The following is a 25,008-nucleotide window of genomic DNA, read 5'->3' on the forward strand; positions in this document are numbered from 1 at the left end:
CCCCGGATGCGTCAGGTCGGCGCAGGCGGGGGAACTATAGCAAGCTTGACGGTACGAGGCGCTACCCGCGGTGCGCGAGCGTGTCGGCAAGGCGGGTCCAGTCGAAGGGCTCCAGCGCCGCATAGTTGAGGCCTTGCGCCGCCATGGCATCCACCAGCCCACGCTGGGCCAGCACGGTCGCCTGGCTCATGTGCGGAGTAATGCCCACGTCGGCAGCGGTCTTGGCCACTTCTTCCATTTCCTCGGCGCGGCGGCGGCCATGTTCGGCGATCCGGCTGATCAGGTAGTGGGGCTGCTGGTCGTTCCAGCCCATCTCCGGAAAGCTCTGGTGCAGCGAGCGCAGTACTTCTTCTTCGGCACCGTAGCGGCGCGCGGTGGCCATGGATTCGGCGGTAAGGGCTTCCAGGCCCTTGATCATGATGCTGCGGCACATCTTGATCGCCGAAGCTACCCCGATCTCCTCGCTCACCGCGCGCACGTTGAAGCCCAGCTGCGCCAGCTCCGGCACCAATGCCGCCGCTTGAGCGCCGCCGAGCAGGATCGGCGTTTTCAGCCGTTTCGGCGGCACCGGCGCCATCACCGCGGCGTCGATATAGCCGGCGCCTGTGGCTTCAATCAACGCGCGCGCGGCGCGCTTGGTATTGGGCGCCACCGAGTTGATGTCGATAAACAACTGGCCTGAGCCCAACACCGGTGCCACTGCGCGGGCGACATCCAACGCAGAGCCTGCGGTCACCGCTGAAATCACCCAGGTAGCCCCTTCAACGGCCTCGGCCGCGCTTTCGACCAGGGGCACGCCAGCGGCGGCGGCACGGGCTTCGAGCAGCGAACGGGCGGAGGGCTCCAGCACCAGACGGTCGTAGGTGCTGACCGCCACGCCTTGGGCGGCCAGGTCGGTGCCCAGGATACCGCCGGCTTCGCCGAAGCCGATCAACGCAATACGGGGCAGGGTAGCAGTGCTCATTTCAATTCCTCTTGCAGGGGCATTGGGGCGTCGGCGGGGCTTTGCAGTTGGGGTGCACCGGCGTCACGGGCGCAGGCTTCGAAGCGGTCGCGATCGAACAGGCCTTCCCAGCGGCTGATCACGAACACCGCCACGCTGTTGCCGATCACGTTCACGGTGGAAGTGGCAATGGCAAGCACACGGTCGATGCCAAACAGCAGGCCAATGGCGCCGTCCGGTAGCAGCTTCACCGATTGCAGCGTGGCGGCGAGCTTGATCACGGCACCGCCGGCCGCACCGGCGCCGCCCTTGCTGGTGAGCAGCATTACCCCCAGCAGGCTCAGCTGTTGGCCGATGGACAGCGGGGTGTCGGTCGCCTGGGCCAGGAAGCCCAACCCGCAGGCCATATAAATGCAGGCACCGTCGATGTTGAAGCTGTAACCGGCTGGCAACACAAAGCCAACCACGGCCTCGTCGCAGCCGGCTTTCTCCAGCTTGGTCACCAGGCGCGGGAAGGCGGCTTCGCTGGACGCGGTGCCCATGGCGATGATCGCTTCTTCCTTGATGATCTTGAGGATCTTGAACAGCGACAACCCGGCGAGCGCCGCCACGCTGCCCAGGATCAGGAAGATAAAGATGAGCACGCTGGCGTAGTAAGTGAGGATGTAGCGCAACAGATACAGCAGGGTAGAGTGACCGTAGCTGCCCACCGCCGCCGCCATGGCGCCGAATGCGCCCAGGGGCGACAGCCGCATGATGTAGCTGAGCAGCTTGAACACGACGGTCTGGCCCTCGTCGAGCAGGCGCAGGCCGATCCAGTCCGGTTTGGCGCAGGCGGCCAGGGCAATGCCCACCAACACCGAGACGAACAGTGCCGGAAGGATCTGATCCCCAGTGAACGCCGACACCAGGGTTTTTGGGATGATCGAGAGGAAGAAGTCCACGGTGTTGAACTGGCTGTCCGCCAGCTTGGGCACCGCGTGGGCCAGGTTGCCATCCAGGTTGGCGTGCAGCCCGGCGCCGGGTTGAACCAGGCTGACCACCACGAAGCCGACGATCATGGCCAGGGTGCTGACCACTTCGAAGTACACCAGGGTTTTCACCCCGATCCGCCCCAGCCGGCGGAAGTCACCGATGTGGGCGATGCCGCGCACTACCGTGAAGAAGATGATCGGCCCCAGCAGCATCTTGAGCAGGGCGATGAACGCGGTGCCCAGCGGTTGCATTTTCACGGCCACGCTGGGCGCCAGCAACCCCAGCGCAATGGCCAGGACCATGGCGATCAATACCTGAATGTACAGCTTGCCAAGCATTTTCATTGAAGGACCTTCGCGTTTTGTTTTTGTGTTTCGCGGTGGGTACTGCATGTGATGCATTTGCACAGGTTTACAGCCACACCCCCCGGGGTATCTGCACCTTCCCGTCGAACAGCAGCCGTGCCGTGCGTAGCAAACCGCAGCCGGCGATCTGGCCGTTGTCCAGGTGCAGCTCTACCGTGAACTCGCCACCGGGGTGTTCCACCGACAGCAGCGGCCGATCACCCACTGGGACGAATGCAAGTTGCCGGGCGACGCCACCTTCGAGCAGGCAGGCCGACGCCACGCTTACGGCCGCGAATACCCCGATGGAGGCATGGCAGCGGTGAGGGATAAAGCTGCGGGTATGGATGGCGCCGCCGTCACGCGGCTCCGCCACCAGGCACATCTTCGGCACGGTGCGCTGGCTCACATCGCCCAGGTTCATCAACGGCCCGGCCTGCAACCGAATGGCCTCGACGCGCCGCTTGAGGGCGTCGTTTGCGTCCAGTTCGGCGGGGGTTTCGTAACCGGTCACGCCCAGGTCACTGGCGCGCATCACGATCACCGGCATGCCGTTATCAATGCAGGTCACCTCGACGCCATCGAAGGTGTCCACGGCATTGCCAGTGGGCAGCAAACTGCCGCAGCTGGAGCCGGCAACGTCGGTGAATTCAACCAGCAGCGGCGCGGCGGTACCGGGTACGCCGTCGATGCGCGCGGCGCCTTCATAGCACACCTCGCCGCCCTGGGTAGGGACCTGAGCAATGGCGATCTGCCCAGTGTTGACCATGTGAATGCGCACCGGGGTCGTGTCACCGGTAACCGCCACCAGCCCGCGCTCGATGGCGAAGGGGCCAACGCCGGCAAGAATATTGCCGCAGTTCTGGCCGTAGTCCACCCGGGGCTCGTTTACCACCACTTGGCCGAACAGGTAATCCACATCGGCATCGGCGCGCTCGGACGCGCCGATGATCGCCACCTTGCTGGTGAGCGAGTCGGCGCCGCCGATCCCGTCGATCTGACGCGGATCGGGAGAGCCCATCACCGCGAGCAATACCTGGTCCCTCAGGGCTGGGCCTTGCGGCAGGTCACTGGCCAGGAAATACGCGCCCTTGGAGGTACCGCCGCGCATCATCAGGCAGGGAATGGCGCGTTGAGCCATGGCTCAGCCCTCCAGGTCGTCAAGGCGGTCCACGTAGCGCAAGCCTTTTTCGGCCAGGCGTGGGCGCATGTTGTAGATGTCCAGCCCCAGCTCGCCGTCCGCCAGGCGCACGCGCTTTTGTTCTTCCACGTCGGCGCGCTTGCGCGTTGCCGCCAGTACCGGTTGCACTTCAGCGCGGCGCACTACTACAACGCCGTCATCGTCCGCGACGATGGCATCGCCGGGGTGGATCAACTGATCGCCGCATACCAGCGGGATGTTCACCGACCCGAGGGTTTCCTTCACCGTGCCTTGCGCGCTGATGGCGCGAGACCACACCGGGAAGCCCATCTCGCGAAGGGTGCGGGTATCGCGCACGCCGGCATCGATTACCAGCGCGGCAGCGCCACGGGCCTTGAGCGAAGTGGCCAGAAGGTCACCAAAGTAGCCATCGGCGCAGGGCGAGGAGGGTGCTACCACGAGGATGTCGCCGGGCTGGCACAGCTCCACGGCAACGTGGAACATCCAGTTGTCCCCTGGTGCTACCAGCACGGTCACGGCGCTGCCGGCGATGCCGAAATCCTGCTGGATGGGGCGGATGTCCCGGCGCAGCAAACCTTTGCGGCCCTGGGCTTCGTGCACGGTTGCCACCCCCAGGGTGGCTAGCTCCTTGAGCGCAGCACCCTCGGCGCGCTCGATGTTGCGCACTACTACACCAGTTTTGCCGATCAGCGCGCTCATCCCAGGTTCTCCGTTACCCGTGGGAAGACGCTTTGGTAGCCTTCGCCGTACTGGATGTTCTTGGTGGAGGTGATGCCCACGTTGCGCTTGGCCTGTACGCCGCGCTGCAGCGCCACGCGGGTGTAGTACTCCCACAGGTGTTCCTGGCCAGCCATGCACTGGATGGCGGCGTACTTCTGTTCCCACACCGAGGTGATGTCCAGCAGCACATCCGGGCACCAGCCGCATTGCTCGGGCTGGTGCGGCTCGAAGCTGTACACCGGCGGCGCGCCCACGATGGGCTGGCCCGGGTCGAAGCCTTCGGCCTGGGCGATGATGCGGGCTTCTTCGGCCAACGCCAGCGCACGGGGGTGATCGTAGTTGTACGGGTCCAGGCGGGAGTGGCTGAGCACAAATTCAGGCAGTACGCGGCGGTACACACGGGCGAGGCGCAGCAGGGCGTCGTTGTCGATGCGCAGGGGGTAGTCACCCAGGTCGAAGAACTCGACGGTGGCACCCAGGATGCTGGCCGCGGCTTCGGCTTCGCGCTGGCGCGATTCCTTCACCTTGGCTTCGGTCATGTCCGCGCCCTTGCGCCACAGCTTGGCCGATTCGCCGCGCTCGCCATAGGACAGGCACACGATATGAACGTCGTAGCCTTGCTGGGCGTGCAGGGCGATGGCGCCACCGGCCCGCCATACGAAGTCGGCGGAATGCGCGCTGACCACCAGCGCTGTTTTCTTGTTGGATTCAGACATGGACGGCTCCTCGTTCGATAAGGAAGGTTTGCATGTGGCGCCGCGCTGGCATAATGCGATGGCTTACAACGGGTATGCGTTTTAATTATCGAAGTTTATGAGGGTGGCTGCGGCTGGCCCGGGTGATCCGATGGACGTTCCAAACCTTATGCAAATCCGCGCGTTTGTGCGGGTGGCCGAGCTGGGGAGTATTTCTCGCGCGTGCGAGACGTTGTATCGGGCGCAGTCCGTGGTTACCCGGGCGGTAGCAGACCTGGAGCAGCGCCTGGGCGCCGTGCTGTTCGAGCGCCGCGCCAATGGCATGCTGCTCACCGAATACGGCAAACGGGTGATGCCGCGGGCCAAGGCAGCGCTCAATGACCTGGCCTCGGTGCCGACGATCCTCGGCGATAGCACGGGTGCAGAGCCGCTGTACCTGCTCAATGCCCGGCGGCTCGAAGTGTTCGTGCGGCTGTGCGCCAGCCGCCACATGCAAACCGTGGCCAGCCATTTCGGGCTGACCCAGCCGGCGGTGAGCTCCGCGCTGAAGGTGCTGGAAAACGGCAGCGGCCAGGTGTTGTTCGAGCGCACCCCGCGCGGTTTGCTTCCCACGCGCATGGCCACTGACATACTGGTGCCCATCCGCCGGGCGCTGAACGAGTTGCGCCATATCGACGCCGACCTCGCCGCCTTGCAGGGCAACGTACAAGGTGTGGTGACCATCGGGGCGCTGCCGTTGTGCCGCACCCGTATCCTGCCCCAGGCCATCACCGCGCTGTTGCACGCCCACCCTCAGGTGCGCATCGCCACTCACGAAAGCCCTTTCGAATGGCTGGCCAGTGAATTGCGCGCCGGCGAGCTGGATTTCATCCTCGGCGCGCTGCGGCCCAGCGATTACGCCTCGGACCTTCACAGCGAGGCCTTGCTGAACGAGGAAATGGTGGTGCTGGCACAGCGGGGGCATCCTCTGTTGGATCAGGGCGTAAGCCCCGCCGACCTGGCCAATGCCCGCTGGGTGCTGCCCCGCGCGGCTACGCCGGCGCGGCAGTTGCTGGAAGGGTTTTTCGAAGCAATGGGGCTGGAGCCGCCTGTGCCGGTCGTGGAAACCGGCGACCTTGCGCTGATCCGTGGGTTGCTGATGAACTCGGACATGCTTACCGCGGTGTCTGCGCATCAGCTCGAATACGAGATCGCCGACGGTAGCCTGCAACGCCTGCCGCTGCAACTTCGCCATACCAGCCGGGCCATCGGCCTGATCCACCGCGCCAACGCGCTGCACTCGCCCGCAGCGCAGGCGTTGATGGAGGAAATACGGCAGGTGGTGAAGGGGTGAGCCCGGGCAGGGCGCTTCCAGAAAAAAATTTGATCAGGTCAACCCGGCACTCACCAATCCCGGCTCCGTGTACCGTTCATGCACTCGCGCACATCGTCGTCGATCAGGTTGCCTGGCTTGATGCAGGCCTGCATGGTTTGGCGGTTGCCGCGGTTAGCGACGGCATCCGCCTGTGCCTGGGTATTGAGGTTGTGCTGCGCGCCTTTGCCTAACTCCCCACCCGAGCCGGCAAGAAACTGCAGGAGGGTGGTGTTGATACCTTTGCCAACTGGCTGCAGTGCTTCGGCGGCCTGAGTCGCTAACGGTTTTTCCTCGGCGTTGGCGCCGGCGCTCAAGGAGATTACCCACAAGACAGCAGCCACCTGCGCCACGCGCCTCATTTTCGGGCCCTCAAATGCGCCACATGTGCTCGGCTCGTCGCCCATGTGGCAGGCAGCCGCTGGCGCCGCAGTTCCCGGCTCATCGCATCGACCTGCGCCTGGCTGAATACCGGCTCGCGGAAGCTTTTGATGTAGGCGACAAACCCCCGCCCTCGTGTCACGTTCGCTGGCATGCCAGTTTTGAAGGTCGCCGCGCCGCTGAACACCACCACCGAATGCACATGCTGCGGGCCAATGCCCAGTGCCGCTTCCAGCGCTTTCACATGTTTATAGTTCTGCCGCAGCGGGTTCTGGAAGCGCCACGTCTTGCGGTAGAGCTTCTGGGTCACTGCGCCTGGCGCTCGCCGCCGAAGATCCAGCCGCGCATGTGTTTGGTCTCCAGCACAAATACCCCATAAGGCGACACGAACACGTGGTCGATCTGGGTAGTGCCGTCCGGCGTGCGCAAGGTCACATTATGCAGGGGGTGGTAAAGGGTGTCGGGCAAGCCTCGGCGCGCCTGCGACCGCACCAGCAGCTCGCCTACATAGCCGCGAGCCCAGGGTGTTTTAAGCAGGTTGATCGCAACCAACGCTGCAACGCCCCAGGCGGCAGGCTTGAGCATGAGCAACAACGCAGGGGTAATCAGGACCACAGCGGCAGGTACCAGAAGAAACGGATCCGATTGATATCACATCGCCAGTTTTTCGGCAAATTCTGCAGCGCAGGCGTCTGTTGCGCCTGTCCCTGAAGTTTTCTTCCTGCAATCCAAACGAACACCTGCTGCTGCCGCCGGTCGACTTCAGGGTGCCCGGAACGCTTGAGAGGAAGTACCTATGACGTCATTCCCCCGCGCGACCACGCTCGCGGTGTCCATTACGCTGGCGGCGATCTACGGATGCTCCACCGCCGAGCAGCAGCCGGTAACGCCGCAATGGACCTGGCAGGCGGTATCGGCCAGCCGAGAAATTCCACCGGATCAAGCCTATCCCGAGCTGTTCCTGGCAGTGCAGCAAAGCAACCTCTTCACCGACCAGAAGCATTTCGTGGACGCCTTGCCTCGCAAAGCTCCTGCGGATATTCGCGCCGCGTATCTTGCCCAGAAGGACGAGCCCGGTTTCGACCTCAAGGCCTTCGTGACCGCCAATTTCGAAGAGTCCGGCACCGCGGATGTGCAGCCTCCCAAGCCGGGCGCCGATCTGCCTACCCACATCAACGATTTGTGGCCTGTGCTCACCCGCAATTATCAGCAGGTGCCGGCCTATAGCAGCCTGTTGCCCTTGCCGCGTTCGTTTGTGGTACCGGGCGGGCGTTTCCGTGAGATGTATTACTGGGATTCCTACTTCACCATGCTGGGCTTGGCGGAAAGCGGCCGCACGGCCCAGGTGCGGGATATGGTGGACAACTTCGCCTACCTGATTGACACCTACGGTCACATTCCCAACGGCAACCGCACCTACTACCTGAGCCGCTCGCAGCCACCGTTCTTCGCGTACATGGTGGACCTGCTGGCCCGGCTGGAAGGGGCCAGTGCTTATCAGCGTTACCTGCCGCAGCTGCAGAAGGAATACGCCTACTGGATGGAAGGCGCGCAAACCCTCAAACCGGGCGAGGCCACGGCGCATGTGGTGAAGCTGGCCGACGGCAGCGTGCTCAATCGCTACTGGGATGCCAGCGATGCACCACGGCAGGAGTCCTGGGCCGAAGACCGCGCCACCGCCGCGCAAGCACCGGACCGGCCGGCCGCCGAGGTATACCGCGACTTGCGTGCCGGGGCCGAGAGTGGCTGGGATTATTCGTCACGCTGGCTGGGTGATGGAAAGACCATGGCAACCATTCGCACCACGGCCATCGTACCGGTGGACCTCAACAGCCTGATGTTCCACTTGGAGCAGACCATCGCCAAGGCCTGCCAGCAGAGCAGCCAGCCCGCCTGTACCGCGCGCTATACCCAATGGGCGCAGGCGCGACAGAAGGCGGTGGAGCTGCACCTGTGGAACCCGGCGGGCTTCTATGCCGATTACGACTGGCAAAAGCAGGCCCTGAGCGACCGCATCAGCGCCGCGAGCCTGTATCCGCTGTATGCCGGCCTTGCGACCCAGGCCCACGCCGAGCAAACCGCCGCCAGCGTCAACCAGCAACTGCTGCGCCCCGGCGGCCTGGCCACCACTACTCAGAACAGCGGCCAACAATGGGACGCCCCCAACGGCTGGGCGCCCTTGCAACTCATTGCCGTGCAAGGCCTGCGCGGCTATGGCCAAGATGCGCTGGCCGAAACCATCGGCCGCCGGTTCCTGGAACAAGTGCAAAACCTGTATGGCCGCGAGGCCAAGCTGGTCGAGAAATACGACATCGAAGGCGGGCAGGGCGGTGGCGGCGGCGAGTACGCCCTGCAGGATGGCTTCGGTTGGACCAACGGCGTGACGCTGGAGCTGTTGAAACTGTATGGCAAGCCGGCGCAGTAGGTACTCATAAGGCTATTGATCAGGCACGCCATTTCTCGTGAGCTTACGCCGGATGGCCGGCCCTGCCGCTTCCCACGGGTGAGCGAGCTCCCTCGGGGTACCAGGATCTACCCTGCGGGAGCCGGGCGCAGCTCGCGAATAAGGCGTAAGCGGCCTGCCAAAGGCAAAGGGCAGTGCCGCCCGTGGGCAGACCGTTACACCCCCGCCCGCACCGCCTCCCCACCTGCAACGATCGGCGCCTTGGCCTGTGGTTCCTTGAGCAGGGCGAAGTAGGCCAGGGCGGAGCAGGCCGCCACCACCGCGCTGATCACGAAGGCCGACGAGAACGAGCCGCTTTGCTGCACGCTGAAACCGGTGAGGATGGGCGCGATGGAGCCGGCCAGGTAGCCGCCGAAGTTCTGGATCGAACCAAATGAGGCCACGCGTTCGGAAGGCACGATGGTGTTCACGATCATCCAGGCGGTGGCGCTGGAGATGCTGATGAAGAACATGGTGAGGCACAGCAGCACCACGCAGGCCACCACGTTGGTGGTGAAGGCCACGATGAGCGTGAACAGCGCGCCGCCAACCAGGCCGAGAATAACCATCAGCTTGCGGCTGGCCAGCACTTTCATACCCTTGGCTACCAGCCGGTCGCAGGCCTTGCCCGCCACGATGGTGCCTACCGCGCCGCAGAGGTAGGCCAGTGATACCACCCAGGCGGTGCGGTACAAGTCCAGGCCGTGCTCGCGCTCGAAGTAGCCGGGGAGCCAGGTGAGGTTGAGCCAGATCATGTAGATCACGCCCATGAACCCCAGGAACGCCCCCCAAGTATTGCGCTCCTTGAACATCGCCGCCCAGCGCAGCCGCGGGGTGGCGCTGCGTTGCGCGGGGATGGGCTCGGCGCGGCCGGTCTCGGCCATGTATTGCGCCTTGCTCTTGTAGAACGCGAACCAGCAGGCAGCGAGCACCAGGCCGATCGCCCCGGTAAGGATGAACATGCCACGCCAGCCCAGCTGCACCATGAACACCGTCAGCAGCGGCGGGGCGAGGCAGGGGCCGATGCAGGTGGACGACCACACCCAGCCCGTAGCGGTGCCGCGCTCCTGAGTGTCGAACCATTCGGAAAGGGCCTTGGCCGCCGACGGAAACACTGGCGCCTCGCCGATGCCCAGCAGCACCCGCAACGCTACCAGGTGGGTGAAGCCGCTGAACAGGCCGAACGCGGCTTGTGCGATTGACCAGACGATCAGCGAACCGCCCAGTGCCAGCTTGCTCCCCAGCTTGTCGATCAGCGCCCCCAGCGGCAGCTGCGAGAAGGCATAGGCAATGGAAAACGCCGACAGCATCACGCCCATTTGCACCGGGCTGATGGCCAGGTCTTTCTGGATGGAGGTATTGGCGATGGACAGCGCACTGCGGTCCAGGTAGTTGACTACGCCGATCAGGAACAGGAACCCGATGGTCAGGGCCTTGTAGCTCTTTATTGTTTTCATGCACGCCTCTGCTGAGCGGTGGCGCCCGGCAGCGCGAGCGTGAGAGGCAGGCTAGCTGCCGATCGCAACGGCGCCAAATGACAGCTTTCGATCATTCGATAACCAATAGTTATCGAAGCCTCTAGCGTGCCGCGCGTGGCCCTTCCACACCGCTCAGCAATTCCTCGATAAACGCCTGCGCCGACCAGCCCGGTAATTCGTTGCGCCGCGTGATGATCCCGTAATCGGCCAATACCAGCGGAAAGGGCAGTTCCAGGCGGGTGAGCCGGCCGGCTTGAATATCGGGTTCCACCATGGATTCCCCCAGCATGGCCACCATGGGTGAGGTCTGTAGCAGTTGAAGGGTGGTTTGCATGGAGATCGTTTCCACGGTGTTGGTGGGCGTCTGCATGCCAGCCTCGGCGAACGCCCGCTCCAGCCGCGCGCGCATGGGCGTGCCGGTGGGGTAGACGATCCATGGCCAGGTTCCCAGCTCTGCCAGAGGCAGCTCGCGCGCACCCGCCAGAGGATGCTGGCTACCGGTGACCAGGCACAACGGCTCGGGCGCCAGCGGCTGGAAGTCGAACAATTGGCGGTGGCGGTCCAGGGTGAAGCGGGCGATCACCAGGTCGAGCTGCTTGTGTTCCAGACGCTCCAGCAGGTTGGCGCTGGTGCCTTCGAGCACTTCGAGGGTGAGCAATGGCCAGCGCTGCTTGATGCCCACAATGGCGGCAGGCAACGCCACGGCGGTAGGCGCGAAAATAGTCCCGACTTTCAGCAGGCCGTGCCCACCGTGGCGCAGGTGATTGACCTGGCCGACGAAATGGCGCGTGTCGTTGAGCGCGATCTGCGCATAGCGCGCCACGTGGCTCCCAAGGTCGGTCAGGCACATGGACCGAGGCAGGCGCTGGAACAGGGCAAAGCCCAACTGGTGTTCCACCTCGCGCAGCATCTTGCTTACGGCCGGTTGGCTGATGCTCATCTCTTGCGCGGCGGTGTGCATGTTCTGCGTGCGCGCCAGGGTGTCGATCAGCACCAGGTGGCGGAAGCGTAACCAGTTGCACAGCTGGGTAAACCCTACATCGGCCATTCGATAACCTCCTGTTATTGAGGCTTGAGATTATCTCATTGGCGATTATCGGCAAGGCGTTCTACGGTTTCTCACGCGGCGGCTGCATACCGCTGCGTTCAAGAATAAAAAAAGGACAATGCCCATGACCCTTGCGATCTTTTCCGGCTCTACTTTCGGGAGCCCGCTATGCGCATCCTGATCACCGGTGGTACCGGCTTCATTGGCAAGCAACTGGCCGAGCGCTTGCTCGCGCTGCACAGCCTGGCGCTCGATGGCCAGCCCCCGCAGGCGATCGAGCGGATCGTGCTGTTCGATGCCTTCCCTGGCGACGGTGTGCCCAGCGACGGGCGGATCGAACTGGTCACTGGCGACATTGCCGACCCCAAAGTGCTGGCGCGGGTAACCGACGGCGTGGACCTGGTATGGCACCTGGCAGCCGTGGTGAGCTCGGCGGCCGAAGCCGACTTCGACCTGGGCATGCAGGTGAACCTGCATGGCCTGATGAGCCTGCTGGAGACCCTGCGCAAACAAGGCAACCAGCCTCGGCTGGTGTATGCGAGCGGTTTCGCGGTGTTCGGCGGCGCGCTGCCTGAGGTAGTGAATGACGATACCGCGCTAACGCCGCAGTCCTCTTATGGCATGCAAAAGGCAGTAGGTGAATTGCTGGTCGCCGATTACGCCCGCAAGGGCTTTGTGGATGGCCGCGTGCTGCGCCTGCCCACGGTGGCGGTGCGCCCGGGCAAGCCGAACAAGGCGGCGTCTACCTTCTTCAGCTCGATCATTCGCGAGCCATTGGCAGGGTTGCCGGCAGTGTGCCCGGTGCGCCCGGACACCGCCGTCTACCTTACTTCACCGCGCCGGGTGGTGGAGGCGATGTTGAGGGCGATGACCCTGTCGCCGGACACCCTGGGAGGGCAGCGGGTGATCCCGCTGCCCGGCGTGAGCACTACGGTGGCCGAAATGGTCGCGGCGCTCCAGCGCGTAGCCGGCGCGGAGGTTACGAAGCTGATTCGCTGGGAACCGGATGCAACCATCCAGCGCATCGTTGAAAGCTGGCCGAGCAAGGTCGACTCGCCCCGCGCTCGCGGCCTGGGCTTTACCGCAGACCCGGACTTCGACGCCATCGTGCGCGCGCACATGGAGGATTGCCCCACTTGAGACTGCGCCACCGTCATCACTGCCCTTTCCAACAATAAAAAACGCGAGGCCGTGCGTCATGATCACTCCACACCCGGACATTTCCGACATCGAAAGGCAAACCATCAAGCGCGTTACCAAGCGCTTGATTCCATTCCTCGTGCTGCTGTTCGTGGTGGCATTCCTGGACCGGAACAACGTCGGCTTCGCTGCGTTGCGCATGAACGATGATATCGGCATCAGCCAGACCATTTATGGCCTGGGCGCAGGCATTTTCTTCCTTGGCTATTTCATCTTCGAGGTCCCCAGCAACGTATTGCTGCATCGCTTCGGCGCCCGCGTGTGGCTGGCGCGCATCATGGTCACCTGGGGCATCATCGCCGGTGCCATGGGCTTTCTGCAGACGGCCGGACACTTCATCACCCTGCGGGTGTTGCTGGGGATCGCCGAGGCGGGCTTCTTCCCGGGGGTCATCTACCTGCTGTCGCTGTGGTTCCCGGCGCGCTACCGCGCTCGTATGATCGCCACCTTCTATCTTGGCGTACCCATCGCCCAGGTGGTGGGCGCGCCGCTGTCGGTGGGGCTTATTTCACTGGGCGACAGCATTGGTGTGGTGGGCTGGCGGCTGATGTACATCGCCGAGGCCGTTCCAGCGATCATTCTCGGGGTGGTGTGCTACTTCTACCTCACCGACCGCCCGGCGGATGCCAAATGGCTGACCAACGAGCAACGCGCCTGGCTGATGAATACCCTGGACCAGGAAGAGCGGGCCAAGCCGCTGGTCGTTGGCCTGCAGCCTACCAAGGGCCAGATGATTCGCAGCGCCCTGGCCAGCCGGCAGGTGTGGATGCTGGCACTGGTGTACTTCGGTATCACCTCTGGCTCCAACGCGATGAACTTCTTCATGCCCACCGTGCTGGCATCGTTCCGTGCCTCCTTCGGGCTGGACATCGGCCTGATGCAGAACGGCTTTATCACCGCCATTCCTTACGCGGTGGCTGCTGTGGCGATGATTGCGTGGAGCCGTCGCTCCGACCGGCTGCAAGAACGCCACTGGCACGCGGGCGGGGCCGCAATACTCGCTGCGGTATCCATCGCGCTGGCGTTGTTGATCAACCAGCCCTGGATCATCGTGATCGGCTTTGTGCTGTTGGCCATCGGCGTGTACAGCGCGATCAACGTGTTCTGGGCGGTACCGGGGCAAGTGCTCACCGGTGTGGGGGCTGCGGCCGGTATCGGCCTGATCAACTCCATCGGCAACCTCAGCGGGTTCACCGGCCCGTACCTCACCGGCTTTTTGTTCAATGCTACCGGCAGCTACACGCCGGGGTTCCTCATCATTGCGGCGCTGGTAGGCGCCGGTGGCCTGGGCATGGTGCTGATGCCGCGAAACCCGGTGCCCGTGGCGGCCAACCCGGGTACCCCTGTTGACATAGTGGGAGGCAAGGCATGAGTGGTACACACGTGGCCTTTATCGGCACGGGCATCATGGGTACGCCTATGGCGTGCAACCTGCTGAAGGCCGGGTTCGCCGTGCGCGCTTGGAACCGCTCGAAGGAGAAGGCTATAGCGCTGGCGGCGGACGGCGCCCAGGTGTACGACACCGTCATGCAGGCGGCCGAAGGTGCAGGGGTGTTGGTATGCATGCTCAGCGACGGGCCCACCTGCGATGCGGTGGTATTCGGCGAGCACGGCGCCGCCTTGGGTCTGGCCCCTGGCGCGCTGGTAATCGTGATGAGCTCTATCCCCGTTGAAACCGCCGCCGCTCAGGCCCGCTGGTGCGCTGGGCACGGCCTGGCTTACCTGGACGCGCCAGTGTCTGGCGGCGAGCGCGGCGCCCACGCCGGCACGCTGGCAATCATGGCTGGTGGCGAACAGGCTGCCTTCGCGCAGGGCCGCGAGGTGCTGTCAGCCATGGGCACGCCAGTACATGTGGGGCCGACCGGCACTGGCGAACTCGCCAAACTGGTGAACCAGCTGATCGTGGCCAGCACCATCGCCACCGTGAGCGAGGGCCTGCTACTGGCCGAGCGTGGCGGCGCCGATCCCGCCAAGGTCCATCAGGCCCTGTTAGGCGGCTTTGTGGATTCGCCCATCTGGCGCCAGCACGGGCAACGCATGCTCACCGAAGATTTCACCCCGGGCGGCATGGCCAAGTGGCAACTCAAGGACACCCATACCGCGTTGGGGTATGCGCACAGCCTTGGCCTGCGCTTGCCGGTCGCCAGCCTGGTGGATGGCCTGTTCCACGCGATGGTCGAGGCCGGCGATGGCGAACTCGACCACGCCGGGCTGATCCGCCAGCTGCGCCGCCACAATAACCTTGCCCCTACTTCTGCCGGAGCCCCCCATGACTGACACAACACCCCGCCGGCTGCGCAGCCAGGATTGGTTCGATGACCCGAGCCATGCCGACCTCACCGCGCTGTACGTCGAGCGCTACATGAACCAGGGCCTTACCCGTGCCGAACTGCAATCCGGGCGCCCGATCATCGGTATTGCCCAGACCGGCAGCGACCTTACCCCGTGCAACCGCCATCACCTGGAATTGGCCAAACGCGTACGCGACGGCATCCGCGACGCTGGCGGCATTCCCATGGAATTCCCAGTACACCCGATTGCCGAACAGTCCTGCCGCCCCACCGCCGCCCTGGACCGCAACCTGGCTTACCTCGGGCTGGTGGAAGTGCTCCATGGCTACCCCTTGGACGGTGTGGTGCTGACCACTGGTTGCGACAAAACCACGCCAGCCTGCCTGATGGCTGCGGCCACCACCGACCTGCCGTCGATCGTGTTGTCTGGCGGGCCGATGCTCGATGGCTGGCACAAGGGCCAGCGGATCGGCTCGGGCACGGTGCTCTGGCATGCCCGCAATTTGCTGAGCGCTGGAGAGATCGACTACGAAGGTTTCATGACCCTCACCACGGCAGCATCGCCGTCGGTGGGCCACTGCAACACCATGGGCACCGCCCTGTCGATGAATGCCCTGGCCGAGGCATTGGGGATGTCGCTACCGGGCTGCGCGAGCATTCCCGCGCCTTACCGTGAGCGCGGGCAGATGGCCTATGCCACCGGCGTGCGCATCGTCGACCTGGTGCGCGAAGATATTCGCCCGTCGCAGATCATGACTCACGCCGCGTTCGAGAACGCCATAGCCGTGGCCTCGGCCCTTGGCGCCTCCACCAACTGCCCGCCGCATTTGATCGCCATCGCGCGCCATAGCGGGATCGACCTGTCGCTCGAAGACTGGCAACGGGTAGGCGAAGACGTGCCGCTGTTGGTGAACTGCATGCCGGCAGGCGAATACTTGGGTGAAAGCTTCCACCGCGCCGGCGGCGTGCCAGCGGTGATGCACGAGCTGGACAAGGCAGGCCGCCTGCACCGCGACTGCCGCTCGGTCAGCGGGCGCAGCATGGGCGAGATCGTGAACGATGCAATGACGCAGGACCGCGACGTGATCCGCAGCTGTGATGACCCGCTCAAACACCGCGCCGGCTTTATCGTGCTCAGTGGCAACTTCTTCGATAGCGCGATCATAAAGATGTCGGTGGTGGGCGAAGCCTTCCGCAGTACCTACCTCAGCGACCCCGCCCAGCCCAATTGTTTCGAAGCCCGCGCCATCGTGTTCGAGGGCCCGGAAGATTACCAGGCGCGCATCAACGACCCGGCGCTGGACATCGATGACCGGTGCATCCTGGTGATTCGCGGCTGCGGCACGGTGGGTTACCCAGGGAGCGCCGAGGTGGTGAACATGGCGCCGCCATCGGCCTTGATCAAGGCGGGGATCGATTCGCTGCCGTGCATGGGCGACGGGCGCCAGAGTGGCACCTCGGCCAGCCCCTCGATCCTGAACATGTCGCCGGAATCGGCCGTGGGCGGTGGCCTGTCGCTGCTGCGCACAGGGGACCGGCTACGGGTGGACCTCAACGCCCGGAGCGTGAACCTGCTGGTGGACGAGGCCGAACTGGCCGCCCGCCGTCAGGAGCCTGTGCCGGCGCTCGCCCCCGCGCAAACCCCTTGGCAGGAACTGTATCGGCAACTGGTGGGCCAGCTGTCCACTGGCGGCTGCCTGGAACCCGCCACGCTGTACTGGCGAGTGATCGCTGAAAACGGACCACCGCGCCACTCTCATTGATTTGTTTACGGGTATGGAATGACGTTATGGATGCGCTGCGACTGACTATCGAAAACACCCTGCCGACGGATTGGCAGCGGGCAACGTTGATTGGCCGTGTGTGGCTGCCGGCTGTGGAAGGGCCAGCGGTGGTTGTGGTGCGCGATGGCGAAGTGATCGACTGCACCTCCCGCTTTGCCACGCTCAGCCAACTGTTGAACAGTGACTCGCCTCTCCAGGCCGTACGCGATGCGCAAGGGCCGTCCCTGGGGCGGATCGAGGCGTTGCTTGAAAACAGTGGGGAAGGGCATGACGCTAGCCAGCCCAGCCTGCTGGCCCCTATCGACCTGCAGGTGATCAAGGCCGCGGGGGTTACCTTTGCCGCCAGCATGATCGAGCGGGTGATCGAAGAAAAGGCCGGCGGCGACGCCCAACGGGCCGAGGCTATTCGCAGCCTGGTGCAGGACGTGATCGGGGATAACCTGCGCGACCTTCGGCCCGGGTCAGCCGAAGCGATGCGCTTGAAAGCGCTGTTGATCGAGCAGCAGATGTGGTCACAGTACCTGGAAGTGGGCATCGGGCCCGACGCCGAGATCTTCACCAAGGCCCCGGTGTTGTCGTCGGTTGGCGCGGGCGCGGCCATTGGCGTGCACCCGGCGTCGCGCTGGAACAATCCGGAGCCGGAAGTGGTACTGGCCGTAGACAGCCAGGGACACATACAGGGCGCGGCGTTGGGCAATGACGTGAACTTGCGCGACGTGGAAGGCCGTAGCGCGCTGCTGCTGGGCAAGGCCAAGGACAATAATGCGTCTTGCGCCTTGGGGCCGTTCATTCGGCTGTTCGACGAGCACTTCAGCCTGGACGACGTGCGCCGCTGCGACGTGACCTTGCGGGTGGAAGGCCAGGAGGGTTACGTGCTGGAAGGCACCAGCGCCATGAGCCAGATCAGCCGGGACCCGGTCGACCTGGTGCAGCAAACGCTGAACGCCAGTCACCAGTACCCGGACGGTTTCGTCCTGTTTCTCGGCACGCTGTTCGCCCCCACCGACGACCGCGACCAGCCAGGCCAGGGGTTCACTCACCAAGCGGGTGACTTGGTGAGCATCGCCTCGCCGACACTGGGCGGGCTGCACAACCGGGTCACCGGCAGCGATCAGGCGCCGCCGTGGGTGTTCGGGGTAGGGGCTTTGATGCGCAACCTGGCGGGGCGAGGGGTGCTGGGCTGATTGTTGGTTGGTGCCTGTTCGCGAGCTCCGCCTTCGGCGCTGTAGGACTGGGCGTAGCCCGGGAATATTTGCGGGCTACGGCAGCGGTGCTACCCCCAGAAGTTATTACAGATGCGCTGCGTCGCCGCGCTGGCGGCGCGGGGGTCGAACACGTCGGGGTCGAAGTTGGGGCCCACCCACTGCCGGAAATGCCGGGCTTCTTCACTGTCAGGGTCTTGCCTGAGCACACCGAGGATGTGCTGGTAGGTGCCTACGCCGCCACAATCCTCGGGTGGGCAGGCGCGTTCGCCGTCCATCACCATGCACCAGCTGCCGCTGCCTTCGTCAGGCGCCTGGGCCTCTACCGCGATCACATGCTGCCAGCTGTCCCCGAAGTCATAGGTGTAACGCAGGCGGTCGCCCACCTTCAGGATGCGCTTGAGCTTGAACTTGCGATCATCGAGCACCCGTGGATCAGGGAACTCCCGGTCCGGTAGCCCGTAGCGTTTTTCATTCAGGTCGAATTCGTACAAATGGCTGCTGTGCCAGCCCATCGCCGCCTGAATGAAGTGGTGAAGCCGACGCAGCGTAGTGTCCCCGTTTACGACGATGCGCCGCCACACTGGTGGGTTCAGCTGCAGGGGTTCCAGCTGAACGAAGAGTACGAAACACGTTGAAGCCTCAGCCATGGGCAGGTCCTGAGATGGAGGGCGGCCCATAGGGTCGGCGCATCAAGGAAGTTTTTCAACGGGTTATGGCAAAGAAGTGGTGCTTCAAACGCCCTTTTTGGTGTCGCAGCGGTATAGAACGCTCAGGTCCTCCCGCTTGGCGTTGAGCTCCGCAGCCTTTTCAGCACATTGCTCCACGCGTTTATCTTCCCGCACGAAAGTTTCGGCAACCCATACGAATTGAGGCGGCATGCAGGTGGTATGGGCTTCACTGGTGCAAAACACCGCATTGAGGAACAGAGCGGGTAAGGGCATCGCAAACTCCAGGCAAGGTCGGCGCCTTGTTTGACGCCTGACTAAACGGACCGGCAGCTGCGCCCTTGGTTCAGGATGTAGCGGTTTTGTTGCACGATATGTGAACCCGCTCTAAGCTCGGCGCGGGTGTGGGCGTGCGAGGGCGCGCGCCGCTCGCACTGCTGACAGGGGTGGGCTTTACCATGGCCATTTTCATGGCCGGGCTTTCCTTCAGCTCACCCGCGTGGCTGGCGGCAGCCAAGCTGGGGGTGCTGGTGGGCTCGACACTCGCCGCCGTGGGCGGGCTGCTGTGGGGGCGCTTCAGGGTTAACACAACTATGGAACGACTTGCCGTGTCATCATGCCCAATGGGGGAGCGCTGAGCGCCGCTGCAAGCTACCCTGCAGGGGCCGGGCTTCCCGGCTGGCAAGGGCACTTTGATCGTTCGGAGGCTATCCTGAACACACCGGGCAGGCAGTTTGAAGGGGCCCACAGGGAAAAGTCACGATGAGCACAAGGACGCGTTCCAGTTTTTATCCCACCGCGTTGGTAACGCTGGTGATCGGCTTGCTGTTGTCCGCAACCGGCGCCTGGCTGATGGGCCAGGCCAACCAGGCGCGGATCGACCAGGCGGTGGATGATATCGTTCACGACACCACCGAGGCGATCTTCAGCCGCGTGCAGATGTACCAGTATGGGCTGCGCGGTGTACGCGGGGCGGTGCTTACCGCCGGGCCGGAAAACCTGACCCTGTCGTTGTTCCGGCGTTACAGCGAATCCCGTGACATCGGCACTGAGTTCCCAGGGGCGCGCGGGTTCGGGTTTGTCCGGCGAGTGACGTCCACGGCCGAGGCCGCGTTCGTTGCCCGTGCGCGTGCCGACAACCGGCCGGATTTCACCCTCAGTAACCTGGGGCCACATGAGGGCGATCGCTGGGTGATCGAATACATCGAGCCCAACCGAGGCAATCGCAGTGCCTTGGGTTTCGACATAGCGTCGGAACCCAACCGCCGCCGCGCCGCTCAGGAGGCGGTCGATACCGGGGAGGTTCGCCTTACCCAGCCTATTACGCTGATGCAGGAGCAATCGAAGCCGCAACAATCCTTCCTGATGCTGATGCCGATCTACCGAGTGCCCAAAACCCCGGCCACGGTGGACGAGCGGCGGGCGGAGCTGGTGGGCTTCAGCTACGCCCCGCTGCTGATGACCGAAGTGCTGCAGGGGCTTCGCATCGATTCTCAATTGCTGAACGTGCAGCTATCGGACGTTTCGGCCAATGGCGTGCCGGTGATCTTCTTCAACAATAATCAGGGAAACGAAGTGGCTTCGGCGCTGCGCCCGCAGCATTTTGAACGTGACATGTTCGGGCGCCGCTGGTCTTTCGAGTTCAGTGTCACTCCCGCTTTCATTGACCGCCAGGGGGTAATCCCGGCGGCCTACCTCTGGCTGGGCGGCATTCTCGCAAGCCTGGTGCTTGCCGGGCTGGCCGGCGCCATCGCCGTAAGCCGTGCACAGCGGCGTGAAATCCTGTATGCCCGAATGGAATTGGGCGCCATCGTCGAGAGCGCCTCGGATGCCATCATCGGCAAAAGCCTGGACGGCATTATCAGCAGCTGGAACCGGGGCGCCGAACACTTGTTCGGGTTCACGGCCAAAGAGGCAATCGGCCGACCAATTACCCGGCTGATCGTACCGGCGGACCGTGTCGACGAAGAGAACAGCATGCTGGCGCGTATCGCACACGGCGACCCGGTGACACACTACGAGACCGTGCGCTTTCACAAGAATGGCCAGCAGTTGCAGGTTTCCATTACCCCGTCGCCGGTACACGGGCCCGGGGGGCAAGTGGTCGGGGCTTCGGTCACGGCCCGGGACATCACCCTGCAAAAGGCCCAGACCGCCCGTATCCAGGTGCAGAACGAAGAGCTGAAGGAGCAGGTGCACGACAGCCAGGCTACCACCCAGGCGATCCTGGATACCGTGGTGGACCCGGTGGTGAGCATTGACGAAGGCGGCAAGGTGCTCTCGTTCAACCCCGCCAGCACCCGGGTATTTGGCTATACAGCCGAGGAGATCATCGGCCAGCATGTGACCCGGCTGATTCCCGAAAGCGATTGGTCAGCCTACGAACGTTTTGTCGCTCGCACCTTGGAAAAAGCCGTGCCTTCGTCTCGCAGCCAGGAAATCCGCGGCCTGCGCAAGGATGGCAGCGTGTTCCCCGCCAGGGTATCAGTGGGCCTGAAGCACAGCGCCGAGGCCCGGGTATTCGTGTGCGTGGTCACCGACATCACCAGCGAGCAGAAGCAGCGCAACGACCTGCTTGCTGCCCGTGACCACCTGCTACTGGCCGCCGACGCCGCTGAATTGGGCATCTGGACGTTCAACCTGCAGGACCGCTCGCTGAGCTGGAACGACCGCATGTACGAACTCTACGGGCTGGTGCCTGCCCGTGGCGAACGCACGCTGCACTATGAAGACTGGCTGCGTTGCCTCTATCCCGAAGACCTCCCGCGCTGCGACGATGCCATGCGTGCCCTGCTGGAGCATGAGGAGCCTTATGCACTGGTGTTCCGGGCCCGCTTGCCGGACGGCCAGTTGCGCCATATCCAGGCCAGCGCACGCGCGGAGCGGGACCCTAGCGGCAAACCCCTGCGCGTGACCGGCATCAACCGCGACATCACCTTGCAACAGGAAATCGAGGCCACGTTGCGCCAGGCCAAGGCCAGCGCGGACGAAGCGAGCGCGGCCAAATCGGCGTTCCTGGCCAACATGAGTCACGAGATCCGTACGCCGCTCAACGCCGTGCTGGGCATGCTGCAGCTGGTGCAGCGCACCGCGCTGGACGCCCAGCAGCGCGACTATGTGGCCAAGGCACGACAAGCGGCCCGTTCGCTGTTGGAACTGCTGAACGACATCCTCGACTATTCGAAGATCGAGGCCGGCAAGCTCAAGCTGGATAACCATACGTTCGAGCTGGATGGCCTGTTGACCGAGCTGGCGGTGATCATTGCCGGTAACCAGGGCACACGGGACGTGGAGGCGGTGTTCGACATCGACCCGGCGGTGCCCTCGATGCTGGTGGGCGACGCACTGCGGCTCAAGCAGGTGCTGGTCAACCTGGTAGGCAACGCGCTGAAGTTCACCCTCGACGGTGAAGTGGTGATCCGGCTCACGGTGGTGCACCGCGAAGACGGCCACGTCACGCTGCGCTTTTGCGTGAGTGACAGCGGGATCGGCATCAGCCCGGAACAGCAGGAGCGTATCTTCGAGGGGTTCAGCCAGGCCGAAACGTCCACCTCGCGCCGCTTTGGCGGAACAGGGCTGGGCCTTGTGATCAGCAACCGGCTGGTGTCCCTGATGGGCGGCGAGCTCAAGCTGGAGAGTGAAGTTGACGTGGGCAGCCGCTTCTGGTTTGACGTGCCGCTCAAGGTTCAGGATGGCGGCGACGTGCCGCTTCCCGTACCGGGCCGGCGGTTGCCGCTGCGGTTGCTGGTGGTCGATGACAACCCCACCAGCGCAGACGTGCTTTCGCGCACCGTGGAAGCGTTGGGCTGGACCGCCCAACACGCCTTGTCGGGGCACGAGGCATTGGAGCGCATCCGCCGTGTGGCCGGAACCGCCGCGCCTTATAACCTCATCCTGATGGACTGGCGCATGCCAGACCTCGACGGTGTAGCCACGGCGCGGCTCATTCATGATGGCCTCCCGGAAGGCCAGGTGCCGCACATGGTGATGGTGACCGCCTATGCCGATCAGCTGTCGCTGGTAGCGCCGGAACAACACCGTGGCTTGTTTGCAGCTACCTTGAGCAAGCCGGTCACGCCCCGGCAATTGCGCGACTGTGTACTGGGCGTGGTTGAAGGGCGCCCGCTGGTGCCAGCATTGCCCCCGCCCGAGCGCCAGCCCAAGCGCCTGGCCGGGTTGCACGTACTGGTAGTGGAAGACAACGCGGTGAACCGGCAGGTTGCCAGTGGCCTGTTGCACCTGGAAGGCGCAAATGTGACCCTGGCCGGTAATGGCTTTGAAGCCATCGCGGCACTCGACGATGCGCCCAATACGTACGATGCGGTGCTGATGGACGTGCAAATGCCGGAAATGGATGGTCTGGAAGCGACCCGGCGCATACGCCAGGACTTGCGCTTCGAGGCCTTGCCGATCATTGCCATGACTGCTAACGCCGCAACCGAGGACAGGCACGCCTGCCTGGCCGCTGGCATGGACGATCACATCACCAAGCCCGTCGACCTCGCAGGGCTGGTAAGCAGCTTGACTCGGTGGGTAGAAGGCGCCCGCCCAGTGCCCGTGCTTCTACCGGTCCAGGAGGAGGGGGGCCTGCTTGAGGCCTGGCCAACCGTGACTGGCCGCTTTGGCGGGGATCTGGACCTGCTCCGCAACGTGCTGGAAATCTTTGCAACGGATACACGTGAACTGCTCAAGCGCCTGGATGAGCTTGCCCGCAGCGGCGATCGCGCTGCCGCCAGGGCGATCTTCCATGCGATAAAAGGTAGCGCGGCCAATATCGGCGCCAAGGCACTTTCCCAGCGTGCCGGCAAACTGGAAGCAAGCCTGGAACGCGGCGAGGCGGAAACGGTGGAGGGCGTGGCTACCGGTGCCTTTGCCCAAGAGCTGGTCATGCTGCTGGAGGCCAGCGAAGCGCAGATGCAGGATCGGCTCAAATAACGAGTGGCCTACGCTGGGCCACTCGCCACTCGTCTTTTGAAGGGCACCAACGGCTCCGCTGGGCTTCCAACCCAAGTACCCCTGATAAAGAGAGCGAGTACCATGGCAATCGAAGGCAAAGACCCGCAACCTCAGAACCAGGGCCTGGCGCCCGAGCGTATCGAACCCGACCTTACTCCAGCACCTGGGACTCCCCGCCCCGGTGCCAGTGGCGCAAAGAGCGATGAGGCCGAACTGGGCTTCGATCCGGAGTCGCCGGACCTCAAAGACCCCCAGATTGATCCGATGCACCCGGCCAAGGCACCTTCGGGGCCCGCGGGGAACACCGAAAAACGCGCCAAGGGCGACAGCTATCCCCCGTATGGCGGCGCCAAGGGCTGATCGGTGGGTTTAGACCGTTAGAACCATCGTCGCCGAGGGCCTACTGTGCGAGCAAGGCTCTGGCCACCGGCTCCAACCTGGTGCTTACACTGATTTGGGGGTCTCTCGCGCTGATGCCGTGAATACCCCCGCTTCCCTCGTCCAACGGTTGCCATAGGCGCCAGGCCTGCCCGGGCTCCAGTGGCGGCACGGCCACTGTGGCACGGCTGATCACCTGATTCGCCTTGGCGACTGCAAGGGCGATCGTCGCTCCGGTGACCGGCTGGTCGCTGAGATTGATAACCGTACCCGTCAAGCTCGTAATGTGCCCGGTGTCTACCAGGCGCACGTTACGCACTTCCAGCTCCGCGCCGAGCGCTGGGGCCGCGCAAACGATGCCCATAAATGTTGCCAGTGCCCAATAGCGCATGTTCCAACCCCCTGGGTTGCATTTCGACGAGCGATGCTACGCAGGGCCGCTGCGCGTTCGCACGGCGCCAGTGATTTGGAGAGACCAGCGGTCAATCAGGCGAGAGAGCCCGTCAAGCACCCGGCATAAGCGTGCGTCAACATCCGTTCAGGTGCCTTGTGGCTCATCCTTGGCGGTAAGGGTGGTTTCTTCCTGCAACAGCTCTACCTGTTCACCCTTGCCCATGCTCTTGTACTGCTTGCGGATTGTTTTCAATTGGCGGGCATCCAGGTCGTCCAGGTTAAGCACCGCCATGCGGGCCTCTTTGGTGGCCCTGAGCAATTCGTCGATCTTGATGTGCAGCACATCGTTGTCACGGTTTTGCGTGTTCTGGATCACAAACACCATAAGGAAGGTGATGATGGTGGTGGAGGTGTTGATGATCAGCTGCCAGGTGTCGTTGTAATGGAACCAGGGGCCCGTGGCCGCCCACAGCACTATGAGCACCAGTGCCGTGGCGAAAGCTTTGGGGCTGCCGGCGCGCTTGGAGAGCGCTTGGGAAAAGCTGGAGAAATTCATCGCGGTTACCTCGTTGATTCACAAGATAAAAGACCACGCG

At 63.9% G+C, this 25,008-nt stretch carries 23 protein-coding genes and 1 pseudogene; 10 read left to right on the forward strand and 14 right to left on the reverse strand.

Going from position 1 to position 25,008, the window contains the following annotated elements:
• Positions 1-61: 61 nt before the first annotated feature.
• The 5 genes from LG385_RS08350 to galB all read right to left on the reverse strand — a co-directional run bounded on the left by LG385_RS08350 (position 62) and on the right by galB (position 4,860).
• A complete protein-coding gene (locus tag LG385_RS08350) occupies positions 62-964 on the reverse strand; it encodes an NAD(P)-dependent oxidoreductase (protein ID WP_225773881.1) in 903 nt (300 codons plus the stop codon).
• The gene (locus tag LG385_RS08355; RefSeq protein ID WP_225773882.1) at positions 961-2,262 is read right to left on the reverse strand and encodes a cation:dicarboxylate symporter family transporter; all 1,302 of its coding nucleotides are present in this window, start codon (positions 2,260-2,262) and stop codon (positions 961-963) included. Before LG385_RS08355 ends, LG385_RS08350 begins: the two co-directional genes overlap by 4 nt.
• Before the next feature lie 67 nt (positions 2,263-2,329).
• Entirely contained in the window at positions 2,330-3,403 is a 1,074-nt protein-coding gene (locus tag LG385_RS08360) for a 4-oxalomesaconate tautomerase (protein WP_225773883.1), read from the reverse strand.
• Positions 3,404-3,406: 3 nt separating this feature from the next.
• Positions 3,407-4,123 (reverse strand): 4-carboxy-4-hydroxy-2-oxoadipate aldolase/oxaloacetate decarboxylase, encoded by a 717-nt coding sequence (locus LG385_RS08365; RefSeq protein WP_225773884.1) that lies wholly within the window; start codon positions 4,121-4,123, stop codon positions 3,407-3,409.
• Entirely contained in the window at positions 4,120-4,860 is a 741-nt protein-coding gene (galB, locus tag LG385_RS08370) for a 4-oxalmesaconate hydratase (RefSeq protein ID WP_225773885.1), read from the reverse strand. Before galB ends, LG385_RS08365 begins: the two co-directional genes overlap by 4 nt.
• Positions 4,861-4,990: 130 nt before the next feature.
• On the opposite strand from galB, the gene LG385_RS08375 reads away from it, so the two are divergent.
• Positions 4,991-6,172 (forward strand): LysR substrate-binding domain-containing protein, encoded by a 1,182-nt coding sequence (locus LG385_RS08375; RefSeq protein ID WP_225773886.1) that lies wholly within the window; start codon positions 4,991-4,993, stop codon positions 6,170-6,172.
• A gap of 50 nt (positions 6,173-6,222) precedes the next feature.
• Here LG385_RS08375 and LG385_RS08380 read toward each other — a convergent pair whose 3' ends face one another.
• From LG385_RS08380 to LG385_RS25685, 3 genes are read right to left on the reverse strand one after another with little or no spacing between them, the layout of a single operon-like run.
• Positions 6,223-6,522 (reverse strand): hypothetical protein, encoded by a 300-nt coding sequence (locus LG385_RS08380; RefSeq protein WP_225773887.1) that lies wholly within the window; start codon positions 6,520-6,522, stop codon positions 6,223-6,225.
• Between the two features lie 26 nt (positions 6,523-6,548).
• Positions 6,549-6,881 (reverse strand): nuclease-related domain-containing protein, encoded by a 333-nt coding sequence (locus tag LG385_RS25680; protein ID WP_413247309.1) that lies wholly within the window; start codon positions 6,879-6,881, stop codon positions 6,549-6,551.
• Positions 6,878-7,186 (reverse strand): nuclease-related domain-containing protein, encoded by a 309-nt coding sequence (locus LG385_RS25685; protein ID WP_413247310.1) that lies wholly within the window; start codon positions 7,184-7,186, stop codon positions 6,878-6,880. The genes LG385_RS25680 and LG385_RS25685 overlap by 4 nt, the downstream gene beginning before the upstream one ends.
• A 181-nt stretch (positions 7,187-7,367) precedes the next feature.
• Between LG385_RS25685 and treA the strand changes: the two genes are divergently transcribed.
• On the forward strand, positions 7,368-8,996 hold the full coding sequence (gene treA / locus LG385_RS08390) for an alpha,alpha-trehalase TreA (RefSeq protein WP_225773888.1): 1,629 nt from the start codon (positions 7,368-7,370) through the stop codon (positions 8,994-8,996).
• A gap of 194 nt (positions 8,997-9,190) precedes the next feature.
• On the opposite strand, the gene LG385_RS08395 is transcribed toward treA, so the two are convergent.
• Entirely contained in the window at positions 9,191-10,471 is a 1,281-nt protein-coding gene (locus tag LG385_RS08395; RefSeq protein WP_225773889.1) for an MFS transporter, read from the reverse strand.
• A 121-nt stretch (positions 10,472-10,592) separates the two neighbouring features.
• Complete coding sequence (locus LG385_RS08400) at positions 10,593-11,540, reverse strand: LysR family transcriptional regulator (RefSeq protein WP_181111841.1); 948 nt, start codon at positions 11,538-11,540, stop codon at positions 10,593-10,595.
• Between the two features lie 168 nt (positions 11,541-11,708).
• Here LG385_RS08400 and denD point away from each other — a divergent pair, with 168 nt between their 5' ends.
• The 5 genes from denD to LG385_RS08425 are packed head-to-tail and all read left to right on the forward strand — an operon-like array spanning position 11,709 to position 17,999.
• Entirely contained in the window at positions 11,709-12,680 is a 972-nt protein-coding gene (gene denD, locus LG385_RS08405; RefSeq protein WP_225773890.1) for a D-erythronate dehydrogenase, read from the forward strand.
• A 58-nt stretch (positions 12,681-12,738) separates the two neighbouring features.
• Positions 12,739-14,112 (forward strand): MFS transporter, encoded by a 1,374-nt coding sequence (locus LG385_RS08410; RefSeq protein WP_225773891.1) that lies wholly within the window; start codon positions 12,739-12,741, stop codon positions 14,110-14,112.
• Positions 14,109-15,017 (forward strand): NAD(P)-dependent oxidoreductase, encoded by a 909-nt coding sequence (locus LG385_RS08415; protein WP_225773892.1) that lies wholly within the window; start codon positions 14,109-14,111, stop codon positions 15,015-15,017. The genes LG385_RS08410 and LG385_RS08415 overlap by 4 nt, the downstream gene beginning before the upstream one ends.
• Entirely contained in the window at positions 15,010-16,794 is a 1,785-nt protein-coding gene (locus LG385_RS08420; protein WP_225773893.1) for an IlvD/Edd family dehydratase, read from the forward strand. Before LG385_RS08415 ends, LG385_RS08420 begins: the two co-directional genes overlap by 8 nt.
• Positions 16,795-16,820: 26 nt before the next feature.
• Positions 16,821-17,999: a fumarylacetoacetate hydrolase family protein gene (locus LG385_RS08425; protein WP_225773894.1), complete on the forward strand. Its 1,179-nt coding sequence runs from the start codon at positions 16,821-16,823 to the stop codon at positions 17,997-17,999.
• A gap of 89 nt (positions 18,000-18,088) precedes the next feature.
• Here the strand turns inward: LG385_RS08425 and LG385_RS08430 are convergent, their stop codons facing one another.
• Both LG385_RS08430 and LG385_RS08435 read right to left on the reverse strand, forming a co-directional pair.
• Complete coding sequence (locus tag LG385_RS08430) at positions 18,089-18,667, reverse strand: plasmid pRiA4b ORF-3 family protein (protein ID WP_225773895.1); 579 nt, start codon at positions 18,665-18,667, stop codon at positions 18,089-18,091.
• Between the two features lie 84 nt (positions 18,668-18,751).
• A complete protein-coding gene (locus LG385_RS08435) occupies positions 18,752-18,961 on the reverse strand; it encodes a hypothetical protein (protein WP_181111848.1) in 210 nt (69 codons plus the stop codon).
• 125 nt (positions 18,962-19,086) lie between these two features.
• Between LG385_RS08435 and LG385_RS08440 the strand changes: the two are divergent.
• The 3 genes and pseudogenes from LG385_RS08440 to LG385_RS08450 form a co-directional block, all read left to right on the forward strand.
• A pseudogene (locus tag LG385_RS08440) lies at positions 19,087-19,323 on the forward strand (Na+/H+ antiporter NhaA); the annotation flags it as partial.
• A gap of 124 nt (positions 19,324-19,447) precedes the next feature.
• Complete coding sequence (locus LG385_RS08445) at positions 19,448-23,620, forward strand: PAS domain S-box protein (protein ID WP_225773897.1); 4,173 nt, start codon at positions 19,448-19,450, stop codon at positions 23,618-23,620.
• 102 nt (positions 23,621-23,722) lie between these two features.
• Positions 23,723-24,001, forward strand: a complete 279-nt coding sequence (locus LG385_RS08450) for a DUF6021 family protein (protein WP_181112217.1) — start codon at positions 23,723-23,725, stop codon at positions 23,999-24,001.
• A gap of 40 nt (positions 24,002-24,041) precedes the next feature.
• On the opposite strand, the gene LG385_RS08455 is transcribed toward LG385_RS08450, so the two are convergent.
• Positions 24,042-24,410 (reverse strand): FxLYD domain-containing protein, encoded by a 369-nt coding sequence (locus LG385_RS08455; protein WP_225773898.1) that lies wholly within the window; start codon positions 24,408-24,410, stop codon positions 24,042-24,044.
• A 147-nt stretch (positions 24,411-24,557) separates the two neighbouring features.
• Positions 24,558-24,968, reverse strand: a complete 411-nt coding sequence (locus tag LG385_RS08460) for a low affinity iron permease family protein (RefSeq protein ID WP_181111852.1) — start codon at positions 24,966-24,968, stop codon at positions 24,558-24,560.
• Between the last annotated feature and the right edge of the window lie 40 nt (positions 24,969-25,008).

This window comes from Pseudomonas sp. Marseille-Q5115 (genome assembly GCF_916618905.1).
GTDB classification, from domain to species: Bacteria; Pseudomonadota; Gammaproteobacteria; order Pseudomonadales; family Pseudomonadaceae; genus Aquipseudomonas; species Aquipseudomonas japonica_A.